Origin of the sequence: Flavobacterium macacae, from assembly GCF_003865365.1 — a bacterium.
In the GTDB taxonomy this organism is placed as follows: Bacteria; Bacteroidota; Bacteroidia; order Flavobacteriales; family Flavobacteriaceae; genus Flavobacterium; species Flavobacterium macacae.
Map to the genome: position 1 here is coordinate 1 of NZ_RQVR01000031.1, position 9,639 is coordinate 9,639.

A 9,639-nucleotide genomic window follows, 5' to 3' on the forward strand; every position below is an offset into this window, starting at 1 on the left:
AATCGGATAGTTTAATGCTAGCGTTCGTTGATGGGGGCGGAGCTGCTAATTTTATCACTTTTGAAGGTGGTTCTTCTGGAGGAGGTGGAGTCACTTCTTTAAGTAGCATAGTTTCAGCTTTATATAATAGCGCACTTGACAGGTATATCGTCCCGGATTTCATCAACATTGGTGTTGGATTTAACGGTATTGCAGGTGTGGGCGGAGGTACTAGTATCGAATTAAATTGGATTACACACGGTCCTGATGCGTCTTTTTTTCTGCTATAACTACTACACAATTAATTGGGATTGGGTATGCTCTAGATGGGACGCTAAATATAGGTGCCGTAAGATATTGGCAGTGCTAGTGATATAGATAGAAGTATGTTGACAACGGATTATCGATCAGGTGGTGCCGGACTCTGGGCCTCAGCTGGTCCTGCATTGGGGGGTAAGGTTGGTATTACAGGGTTTTATGCCCCAACAACGAAAGGATATGGATTAATTGGCACCCAGATAAATATTGGCGGTGCATTGCCTGTAGTACCCGTGCCTATGAATATAGCTGCTGGCACTAGCAATACATTTATCTTATACGATTTTTATGGCAATTAATAAAAAATATATTTATGGTATCGGCGCAATTTTAATAATTTCAATATTCATTGCGAGTCAGTATTTTGCGCGTGAACGCGGGAAAAAATATTTTAAAGAATTTGATAAAGCAAAAATAGATGCTGTTTTGATGATTGATGCGTATATTTTTGATAAAGGTTCAGGTATAAAATTAACAGATGGTTCAGAATACGTTTTTTATCCACATACTAACAAAAAATTAAACCAGAACAAAATTTTTTATCAAGCAGCGAAAAAAGAGGATAGAATTTTTAAAGATTCATATAGCGATACGCTTTATTTATATAAAAAAAATACGATTTTAAAATATACTTTTACAAAATTTTAATTTGCTCATCCCATTCATGAATCGCACACCGATTAACTAGCTTGGTGGATTTGGATTTTCATTGGGAAGAGTTTCGGATGCAGTCGGTGACAGTAGCTGGTATTTTTCTTCAAATGCAAATCTTGGTTATGGCGCTGATGTAAGCAAAGGAAAGACAATATCAAATCCCTCCATTGACAGGATTGATAATTCGAAAGGATACGTAAAAGGAAATATTCAGATCATTTCCGATTTAGCTAACACCATGAAAAGAGAAAGTTCCATTGAGCAATTGCAAGTTTTTGCGAAAAATGTCTTAAAAAGACACAAACTTATTTAAATGGAATATCTTGTTTATACTTTTGTTCTAACCTTATATTTAGATGTTCCGTCCGTTTCGTCTAACAGCATCTCGTAATCTACCAAGCCCTGAGCATAATAATATTCTAATAAACCTTTACCCAAATTACTGAGTTGCAAGAACTGTTTTCCATTTGCAATTGTTTCTCTAAAGACATCAAATAAAGCATTCATAAGTTTATCGTCTAAATATTGTATGTTAAAATCATTAAATAAAAGATTTTTATCACTCAAACTGTAGGGACGAACCTTCTTATTTGCTAAATTAACAAGATCTTCATATTTAAGTTGAGATCTTTGTCTCTCCAATTGCTTGTTCAGATCTGATATCATTTTTTTATAGTTTTCTTCATTAATTTTCCCTGTTTCGATAAATTTTTCATAACTCTCAGACGATGATTTATGCTGTTCATTCATATTGTCTATGAGTTTTTGTTGACTCATCAACTTATTATTTAACTCGTCTAGATCTTTATTCCCTGACTTAATTTGATTATTCGTAAATTCAAGCTGGAAAATCCTTTGGTCTTCGGTTAGCCTGTGAACTCTTATATCAATTTTTTCAGTTATGCGTTCTTTAGTAACATTTTTAAGTTTCTTATCTACTAGAACATGTAATTCAGGAAGAAGTAGTACATAGAATAGACTTACGCCAAGAGGAATTATAATCGCCCATAAAGAACAATAATTAACATCCACATGCTCTATTCTAGTTTCAGCATTTTCTTTTGAAAACATTAATATGTAAATTGGCCTCCAATTATAAATTAAAAATGCTATACTAAACGTACCAATCAAGGGACTTTTGAAGCGCTCTCTGGCAGACTCATGGAAACTTTTTAAAAATTCGATAAATTCACTCATTTAATTATGTAGTTTTAAAACAAACTTATATGATATTTCTTTAAAATTTGCTATTTAAATTATATATTCGAAAAAATTTAAGATTATGAGTTTTTCGGATAGAATGGGGTGATTCTGTGTATGGTTTTGGGTTAACAAGAAAAAAAGGGAACGAGATTTTTTGAAAACAATAAAAGTTGCTTAATCTTGAAGAATAAAAATGAAGAATCCCCTCTTTTGGAGGGGATACAAAAACTGCAAAACCAAGCTTAGTGTCAATTAATAACTATAGTTCAACAGCTAAAAGTTCTTCACCTAATTTATGCAAAGCAGTTTCGATTTTTTGTGCAGTCTGTTCACTCGGTTTTCTATGCCCGGATGCATAGTGTTGAATTTGTTTTTGATTAATACCAGTTATTTTTTCAAATGCTGAATTTGTAAACACACCTTTGTAGTAGCTTAAAAGACTGACAGCATCAAATTGGAAGGTTATATTGTAAACACCTTTTAGTATCGAAGGTATATTTTCTGGAGTGTTATATTCTTTTAATAAACGTATCGAATCCAATACTGATTGTTTAACCTCCTCAACTGTATCTCCTCCAGCGTAGATGCCTTCAACATTTTCAGCAAAGGCAGAAAACATATCTTCTGTCTTTTCAATAATAATTTTTACCGTTTTCATTTTTTTACGATTTTTTCAATTTTACTTTTTCACGATTTTATATTAAAAAAGAGTGGGGTTTTACAACCCCAGCTCTTTAGTCATTTTAATTTCAAGACCTTTACCTACCTCTTTCGCTCCGTGATACGGAACTGGATAGGTTTTTCCGTCTTTCTCATAGATGTAATGGCTTCCATCGGTTCTGATGTGAATCCATCCACCTCTTTTTACCTTGCGGTGGAACTCAGATGATTTCATAGAACTACTTGTTAGTAATTGACTTATCAAAGATAGTAAAAATACTATCATAAAAAAAATAAATTCGAATTTTTTTATAAAAAAACCGTGCACAAATTTCTCTGCACACGGCAACTAACCAATTTAGTTGCATTAAAAACGGATTAAATGGTAAATGTGATATAAACGATTTCATAAACGGTACTTACTCAATTAAGCCAATTCTCTATCCTTTAGAAATGCTAACCAAGCCAATAGTTCATAATGGAGTTGAGATAATTCCATTAGTTAAGCACGTTGAATCATTTGGAGAGCCTTGTGATGATTTTGATGAAGATAATTTAACAGATTATCAAAGCGCAGTTTTATCAATGTTATCAAATTACGATATGAGACATGAAGTTGATTTAGAGTTTTTACAAGAACATCATTTTGATTATCAAGATTTAATAAAAAAAGGCTTAGCAATAGATAAATCAACACTAAACAGTAAATAAGATGGAAAGCACTTTTACAGAAAAAGACAAAATACAACTTGAAAAAGTTTTTATTTTAGAGTCAAACGGTTCAAAATGTATCTTTTCAGGAATCGAAGAATTATTCGAATATATTAAAATAGAATTTGAAGAAAACTACGAAGAAAAAACAGAGTTCAAGGTCTTTACTTCTGAAATGTCAAAAGAAGAATTAGACAATATGTCTGAATTTGATGGATTTTGAATTTACAGTAAAACATATTAAACATTGGAATTACGGAAAACCGTAAAAACTATCTATTGACAAAATGTAAATTTGTAACTATGGAAAATAACATGGAGAAGCTAAAGCAGAAACAAAATATGGAACTTATAGTGTTCTGGGTAGTAAGTGCAATAGTATCGGTGACAATCATATATTTATGGTTTTGGTTATATGGGGAGGTAAGAATAGAAGAAAATACGATTTGTAAATCAATTAAGAATTTTGTTTATATTTCCAAAATATTTTAGATCTTAATTACTTAGCATAGTTCTGTAATACGCATATTAAATCAAAATAAAAAAAATGATAAATAGATTAATTATAATTGGAAATGGCTTTGATTTGGCTCACGGTTTAAAGACTAAGTACTCTGATTTTATGGAGGATTATTATTTAAGCATCATAGATTCTGGTAAATGGAATGATGATTATTTTGAATGCGACTTACAAGGTTATTTATTTAAAAATTGTTCCAATTTAGATTCGATATTAGATTATCTAAGAAAGTCAACAGGTTACTCGGTTAAAGAGTATGCGCATAAAATAAACTTACACGGAAATAAATCTATTAAAATAAAAAATTCTTTTTTTTATAAAATCTCAAAATCCCATTCAATCCAAAATTGGGTTGATATTGAAAATGAATACTTTAAGAGTTTGTTATTTATAATAGATCAAGCTAGTAAAAATCTAGCCACGGAAATAGAAATAGAAACAGCTGTACTAAATGGAATTACTAAACTAAATCTAGAAATGGACGCTATAGCCTTAAAATTTGAGGAATATCTAAAGACAAAAGTTCAGCCATTTATTACTAATGATGAAGCCCCAGTAAAGGACCTACTGGATGATTACGTGAATTATACAGGTAACGGAATACAGTATTTCGCTAGAGAATTTCCTAAAAAATATACTGATAAAAACAAATTTTTCGTCGAAGACGATTTACGCCCAGCTTTCCTGAATCTGTTTAATCAAACAATGGTATTGAATTTTAACTATACCTCTACATTTGAATACAAATATCGGTCTAAGATTCAGAATATCGAAATTATAAATATTCACGGAATGGTTGGTAACAAACGAAACCCGATTAATCTAGGTTTCGGAGACGAAATGAGCAAAAGATATGGAGAGATTGAAGATTTTAACGAAAACGAATATTTGCGATTGATGAAATCTTTCTTTTATTCCGACAATAATAATTACAAGAAATTGTTTGACTTTATAGAAGGAGCTGACTTTCAAGTTCAGATTATGGGTCATTCCTGCGGAACATCAGACAGGACATTATTAAACGCTATTTTCGAAAACCACAATTGTAAATCAATTAAAATATTTTATCACGAACGCGAAAAAGACGGAGAAACAAAAGATAATTTTTCTGATATCGTAAGAAATATATCTAGGCATTTCAATCAAAAAACTATGATGCGTGAAAAAATCGTGAATAAAGATTACACTGAACCTTTGATTCGAGCATATTAGATAAAACAAAAGCCCTAACTAGGGCTTTTGTTTTATCTTTTCCTTATATTTGCAATACAATAATTCTTCAAAAGCCCTGATTTCTTCAGGCAAGTATTTCCACACATAACGATAATTGAAACACGAGGAGTATCACCTTCAAAAAGGCATTTGTACTTATCTCAGCATGCAATATCCTGAGGTCATGTTCCTTAGCGATACTGTTGCTTCTGTCAAGCTTACTCCTATGCAGGCATCCAGAAACAAGTCAATCCAAAAGAACGGATTCAAGTGCCCAGACCTCATCATTCTTGAACCGAGAGGCAGATTCTGCGGTCTTTTCATCGAATTGAAAACAGACACCCCTTTCAAGAAGAATGGCGCCATCAAGGCAAGCCAGAAAGACCACCTCGAATTACAGAACCGGACTCTAGTGACGCTTTCAGCCAAAGGCTACAGCGCACAATTCGCTTGGAGCTTCGATATGGCAAAAGCCATCATAGACGAATACCTGAAGCTACCAAGCCTTTAGTTATCATACGTACAGGCATTTGCTGGTCACAGATGGCCAGGAACGACGGAAAAGTATCTTAAAAAGGATAGTGGGAAACAGCGGGAGTTAATCAACAGGTATTTTCCTATCTAATAGGAACGATAGCCAGAATTTTATCTAATTTCATACTAAAAGTGTCCACCGTTGAAATTTTCTTAGCAGTAGATGGTTTGTTATTGGCTAATCTATTGATGCGTTTGACTTCCAAGTTTTGCTTGTCAATAACAAATATTTCTCTTATAGTCGGTATAGCTTCCATATGCTTTTTCAACTTTTGAATATCTGCTTCAACTTTATTAGTCCAGCATATTTCAATTAATACTACTGGAACATACTCTTTTTTAACCTTTTTCCAAATTGCAATATCAGGTATTTGCGCACTGTCTGGCTGTAAGGAAAACTCTGGCATAGCAATATAGTTCTTATAAGTTTTTTTATTTATAATCTTATCCATGAATGCATGCACGAGACAAGAAATAATCGCTTGATGATTAAAATCGTTACCTGGCCCAGTTAATCCTACAAATTTATCCATAGCTCAAATTAAATATTCTTAGCCAATATAGTGATAAACAAATGACAAAAAAAAATTTGGGCATTTTGTCCTATAAAGAAACCCCGTCTTTACTAGAATCTTTATTTTTTAAACTCAAACTACAAATCATAAGTTATTGAATTGTAGATTTTTAATTGTAAAATTTTTAATTTTTTATGTCCTATTTTATTATTGACCTTGTAAATACCTTCGCTGGCAACGAATGAATTACGTGTCACAGATTATTTCCGTAGACGTCTTTTTATTTGCGAAAATTAAAAACATTAAAATTAGAGACATGGATTGGATACCAGAAATACTAAATTTTTTATTGATAGTTATAGTCTTATTTATGTCATTTCCTAAGCGTGGAAAGAAAGCAGCAAAATCTCTTTCAATGGTTTTTCTTGCGTTACCATTAAGTAAGCTATTCCAAACTCTCTCTGAATTTTTCAAAAGTAAAACAAAATAAATATCTCATATTTTGATTGGAAAATACTACATTTGAATTATTAGATTTGGAAGTTATTCGCTACTCATGTCTGTGTGAGGTGGGTTTGCAAATGCCTATAAGTATAATATAACGGAAGGGAATACCAACGAGCTGGGGCTGAATGTTACTGCTATGGACTTCAGGCAGTATGATAACGCTATCGGTAGGTTTAACGGAATGGACCGACTTGCGGATTTCATGCCTGGAATAACTCCTTATCGATTTGAATTTAACAATCCTAACAGTTGGAGTGACCCGACTGGATTGTTTGAAACTCAAGGTAGTGCTTACGCATTCATGAATCAATCAGGGATTTCAGGCTCGGTAAGTTTTGATAAAGCAAGAGGGTTTTGGGAAATAGATGCTGGAAGTTATAGTCTTTGGATGCAATCCAATAGTTTAACAATAGCGTTCGTTGACGGTGGCGGCACTGCTAATTTTATGAGTATCGGTGGTGGTTCAGGCGGTGGTTCAGGCGGTGGTTCAGGCGGTGGCGGTCCTGGTGGTGGCGGTTCTTAGGGGGGAGGATTTACCTCTTTCCTAAATTCAGCTGGTCTATCAACGACAAATACAGTAGCAGGAGGTATGGGTATGACTGTAGGAATTAATACAGAGCTTATAGATTTTGCTATTAGAACAAATTACAAATCCGCCAGAACTTGGGATCAATTTAATAAGTTGAGAGAAACACAGAAATCTTGGAGGACACTAAATACATTAGGAAAAGACGGCGCACAATATTTGAAAATATTAAAAGGTGCTGGGGCGGGTATCGCAATTGGAACATCAGCATATAGTTTGCTTAAGGCAGGAACATATTATTCAAATGGAGGCGATGATTGGAGAGTGGGAGCAAAATCAGCACTTGATATAGGCATGACTGTCGTGGGATTTTTTGGGCCAGTAGGTTTTGCAATCAGTGCAACCTATTTTATTCTTGATAATTATACTGATGGATTTGGAGGATTTGGAGCAACAAATTAATTAATTGAACTTATGATGAAATTTTTAGAATATTTATTTGTAAAATACCATTATTTTCAGGTAAGAGTGGGGAATGGATTTATTGCGCCCATGATGGCAATGTTATTTATGTTATTTGTAATAATAATTTATCTCAATGCTATATTTTTTATGGCGATACTATTTATTCCTCCTAAAAAATACGACATGTCATTCTTTCCAGAGATAGGTATGTCAATATTTTTTTGTATTGGAATTGCATTGTATTTTATTTTTCTTTATAAGAATAAGCATAAATTTATTTTAAAGAAAAAAGAATTGCAAAATAAGAGCAGCAGGATGGCAATTTTGTTCACTGTCTTATCATTTTTTTTATTATTATTCTTTATGACGCTCAAGATCTTGCAAAACAACGGTAAGCTTTAACCATTTGTTTTCGATACCTAATGTAAAATATTTATGTAAACCTGGCTTTTATTAAAAAAAAAGCAGAAATAGGAGCCAATATTTAATTTATTGCTGATTTTGGCACAATGGGGGTAAATTATTTAAATAATAATGCAAGCAAGCTCATACGCATATTCTTGCTTTGGACTACATAGGAATTTCATGAATAATAATACTATCTTATATTTAGAAGAAAATACAATAGTGGGTTGATGCTAGAAATGCAAACTGACCAAAAAGCGTTAGCTAAATTTTTTCAGTTTTCTGGAGGAATGCTTGGATTTTCACAAGCTGCCATAGCGAAAGGCAAGATTAAATTTGATGTTAAAACAGTAATAGGAGCTTATCTTTTTTTCCAGGGGAATCAGAATGCAGGAAATGAGACTGAGTTAAATTTAATTGAAGCAAGATATCAAGATATAGGTGCCAATAATGGAGTCTATATGATTCATACCTATATTGCTCAAAGTAATGTACATACAGGTGCTTTCAGTTATATAAATATGTTAGATTTTTATGATGTATCTACTTTTCAACATCTTGGAGGTTTAAAAAATTATAATTAATATGAAATATCTTAGAATTTTATTGCTATTTGTATTGATGGTACTCTATTTTTATTTGTCAGAGCAAGTTCAGGCTTCAACTAAAGTTGAAGTTAATATTTTTTCTTTCAAGTATGGAAATATCTTTTTGAAGTTACTGCTTTTTATATTTTTGATGGTAATGTTGCCTATTATATTTAGAAAAAAAACTTACATAGTTATTATTGCAGCATTAAGTGTTCTAAATATTTATCTAATAATTCAACTATTTTTTTATGGAAATCTAAACTAAATATATAACTTTTACATGGTAGAAATAGATCATAGTGTTTATATGTTAAGTTATAAAGTAATACAAGCGAAAATTATAATAAGATTATTATATAAATAATAGGTCAGATTATAAAATGAACTAATTTGTTAAAGATGCTTTTATTGGCTATTATTTAAAATCTTTACAGATAATCTTATGCGAGTTGAATATAATATCTTTTTAACTGTTTATATTATGTAATACATATTGTTAACCCGTTGGGTGTAATTAAATTGTTTGATTTTTAATATTGTTTATTGGTCTGTCAAAGATGAATTTATTTATATATTGAACCAATGTTAATGCTGTTATTTTTGCTAAAATTCTTGTTTTAAAACCTTCAAAAGTTTTAGCATAATTGTTTCTAATTTTGAACTGATCGCATAGTTGTGAAAATAATGTTTCAATTCTTTTTCTTGATTTTCTAAAGATATAAGGTTGTGGTTTGTAATCTTTTTGATTAGCCCTGGAATTTCTAATTTAATATTTACCTGCAAATTCCAGTGATATTGACCACCCGATTCCAGTTTAAAGTGAGCACCTAATTCCAGTTC

The 9,639-nt window shown here is 31.9% G+C and carries 16 protein-coding genes and 1 pseudogene; 12 read left to right on the forward strand and 5 right to left on the reverse strand.

The window, feature by feature from the left end:
* From EG849_RS15030 to EG849_RS15045, 4 genes are all read left to right on the forward strand, one after another.
* The coding region (locus EG849_RS15030) for a hypothetical protein (RefSeq protein ID WP_233581817.1) at window positions 1-269 on the forward strand (269 nt) is incomplete at its 5' end.
* Window positions 270-365: 96 nt separating this feature from the next.
* On the forward strand, window positions 366-596 hold the full coding sequence (locus EG849_RS15770) for a hypothetical protein (RefSeq protein WP_125014198.1): 231 nt from the start codon (window positions 366-368) through the stop codon (window positions 594-596).
* Window positions 586-945: a hypothetical protein gene (locus tag EG849_RS15040; protein WP_125014200.1), complete on the forward strand. Its 360-nt coding sequence runs from the start codon at window positions 586-588 to the stop codon at window positions 943-945. Before EG849_RS15770 ends, EG849_RS15040 begins: the two co-directional genes overlap by 11 nt.
* A 61-nt stretch (window positions 946-1,006) precedes the next feature.
* Complete coding sequence (locus tag EG849_RS15045; RefSeq protein ID WP_125014202.1) at window positions 1,007-1,264, forward strand: hypothetical protein; 258 nt, start codon at window positions 1,007-1,009, stop codon at window positions 1,262-1,264.
* Between the two features lie 14 nt (window positions 1,265-1,278).
* Here the strand turns inward: EG849_RS15045 and EG849_RS15050 are convergent, their stop codons facing one another.
* The 3 genes from EG849_RS15050 to EG849_RS15060 form a co-directional block, all read right to left on the reverse strand.
* Window positions 1,279-2,148 carry a hypothetical protein gene (locus tag EG849_RS15050; RefSeq protein WP_125014204.1) on the reverse strand — a complete coding sequence of 290 codons (870 nt, stop codon included), beginning with the start codon at window positions 2,146-2,148 and terminating at the stop codon, window positions 1,279-1,281.
* A gap of 265 nt (window positions 2,149-2,413) precedes the next feature.
* Complete coding sequence (locus EG849_RS15055; protein WP_125014206.1) at window positions 2,414-2,812, reverse strand: type II toxin-antitoxin system HicB family antitoxin; 399 nt, start codon at window positions 2,810-2,812, stop codon at window positions 2,414-2,416.
* Window positions 2,813-2,872: 60 nt separating this feature from the next.
* Window positions 2,873-3,049 carry a type II toxin-antitoxin system HicA family toxin gene (locus tag EG849_RS15060; protein ID WP_125014208.1) on the reverse strand — a complete coding sequence of 59 codons (177 nt, stop codon included), beginning with the start codon at window positions 3,047-3,049 and terminating at the stop codon, window positions 2,873-2,875.
* A gap of 218 nt (window positions 3,050-3,267) precedes the next feature.
* Between EG849_RS15060 and EG849_RS15065 the strand changes: the two genes are divergently transcribed.
* The 4 genes from EG849_RS15065 (at window position 3,268) to EG849_RS15080 (ending at window position 5,768) form a co-directional block, all read left to right on the forward strand.
* Window positions 3,268-3,525 (forward strand): hypothetical protein, encoded by a 258-nt coding sequence (locus tag EG849_RS15065; RefSeq protein WP_125014210.1) that lies wholly within the window; start codon window positions 3,268-3,270, stop codon window positions 3,523-3,525.
* Window position 3,526: 1 nt separating this feature from the next.
* Window positions 3,527-3,748: a hypothetical protein gene (locus tag EG849_RS15070; RefSeq protein WP_125014212.1), complete on the forward strand. Its 222-nt coding sequence runs from the start codon at window positions 3,527-3,529 to the stop codon at window positions 3,746-3,748.
* Between the two features lie 324 nt (window positions 3,749-4,072).
* Window positions 4,073-5,257 carry an AbiH family protein gene (locus EG849_RS15075; protein WP_125014214.1) on the forward strand — a complete coding sequence of 395 codons (1,185 nt, stop codon included), beginning with the start codon at window positions 4,073-4,075 and terminating at the stop codon, window positions 5,255-5,257.
* A gap of 115 nt (window positions 5,258-5,372) precedes the next feature.
* The gene (locus EG849_RS15080) at window positions 5,373-5,768 is read left to right on the forward strand and encodes a PDDEXK family nuclease (RefSeq protein WP_125014216.1); all 396 of its coding nucleotides are present in this window, start codon (window positions 5,373-5,375) and stop codon (window positions 5,766-5,768) included.
* 106 nt (window positions 5,769-5,874) lie between these two features.
* Here the strand turns inward: EG849_RS15080 and EG849_RS15090 are convergent, their stop codons facing one another.
* Window positions 5,875-6,324 carry a hypothetical protein gene (locus EG849_RS15090; protein WP_125014218.1) on the reverse strand — a complete coding sequence of 150 codons (450 nt, stop codon included), beginning with the start codon at window positions 6,322-6,324 and terminating at the stop codon, window positions 5,875-5,877.
* Between the two features lie 604 nt (window positions 6,325-6,928).
* Here EG849_RS15090 and EG849_RS15660 point away from each other — a divergent pair.
* The 4 genes from EG849_RS15660 (at window position 6,929) to EG849_RS15105 (ending at window position 8,793) form a co-directional block, all read left to right on the forward strand.
* Complete coding sequence (locus EG849_RS15660; protein ID WP_262680327.1) at window positions 6,929-7,336, forward strand: RHS repeat-associated core domain-containing protein; 408 nt, start codon at window positions 6,929-6,931, stop codon at window positions 7,334-7,336.
* A 66-nt stretch (window positions 7,337-7,402) separates the two neighbouring features.
* Window positions 7,403-7,801 (forward strand): hypothetical protein, encoded by a 399-nt coding sequence (locus EG849_RS15665; RefSeq protein WP_158611964.1) that lies wholly within the window; start codon window positions 7,403-7,405, stop codon window positions 7,799-7,801.
* 12 nt (window positions 7,802-7,813) lie between these two features.
* Window positions 7,814-8,206, forward strand: a complete 393-nt coding sequence (locus EG849_RS15100) for a hypothetical protein (protein ID WP_125014220.1) — start codon at window positions 7,814-7,816, stop codon at window positions 8,204-8,206.
* Window positions 8,207-8,439: 233 nt separating this feature from the next.
* On the forward strand, window positions 8,440-8,793 hold the full coding sequence (locus EG849_RS15105; RefSeq protein WP_125014222.1) for a hypothetical protein: 354 nt from the start codon (window positions 8,440-8,442) through the stop codon (window positions 8,791-8,793).
* Window positions 8,794-9,313: 520 nt separating this feature from the next.
* Here the strand turns inward: EG849_RS15105 and EG849_RS15110 are convergent.
* Window positions 9,314-9,553 (reverse strand): annotated as a pseudogene (locus EG849_RS15110) (transposase); the annotation flags it as partial.
* Between the last annotated feature and the right edge of the window lie 86 nt (window positions 9,554-9,639).

Excerpts from the sequence above, each read along its gene's own strand:
- EG849_RS15770 (WP_125014198.1), top strand. The coding sequence starts at position 366 with ATGTTGACAACGGATTATCGATCAGGTGGTGCCGGACTCTGGGCCTCA.
- EG849_RS15040 (WP_125014200.1), top strand. The coding sequence starts at position 586 with ATGGCAATTAATAAAAAATATATTTATGGTATCGGCGCAATTTTAATA.
- EG849_RS15050 (WP_125014204.1), bottom strand. The coding sequence starts at position 2,148 with ATGAGTGAATTTATCGAATTTTTAAAAAGTTTCCATGAGTCTGCCAGA.
- EG849_RS15055 (WP_125014206.1), bottom strand. The coding sequence starts at position 2,812 with ATGAAAACGGTAAAAATTATTATTGAAAAGACAGAAGATATGTTTTCT.
- EG849_RS15060 (WP_125014208.1), bottom strand. The coding sequence starts at position 3,049 with ATGAAATCATCTGAGTTCCACCGCAAGGTAAAAAGAGGTGGATGGATT.
- EG849_RS15065 (WP_125014210.1), top strand. The coding sequence starts at position 3,268 with ATGCTAACCAAGCCAATAGTTCATAATGGAGTTGAGATAATTCCATTA.
- EG849_RS15070 (WP_125014212.1), top strand. The coding sequence starts at position 3,527 with ATGGAAAGCACTTTTACAGAAAAAGACAAAATACAACTTGAAAAAGTT.
- EG849_RS15075 (WP_125014214.1), top strand. The coding sequence starts at position 4,073 with ATGATAAATAGATTAATTATAATTGGAAATGGCTTTGATTTGGCTCAC.
- EG849_RS15090 (WP_125014218.1), bottom strand. The coding sequence starts at position 6,324 with ATGGATAAATTTGTAGGATTAACTGGGCCAGGTAACGATTTTAATCAT.
- EG849_RS15665 (WP_158611964.1), top strand. The coding sequence starts at position 7,403 with ATGGGTATGACTGTAGGAATTAATACAGAGCTTATAGATTTTGCTATT.
- EG849_RS15100 (WP_125014220.1), top strand. The coding sequence starts at position 7,814 with ATGATGAAATTTTTAGAATATTTATTTGTAAAATACCATTATTTTCAG.
- EG849_RS15105 (WP_125014222.1), top strand. The coding sequence starts at position 8,440 with ATGCTAGAAATGCAAACTGACCAAAAAGCGTTAGCTAAATTTTTTCAG.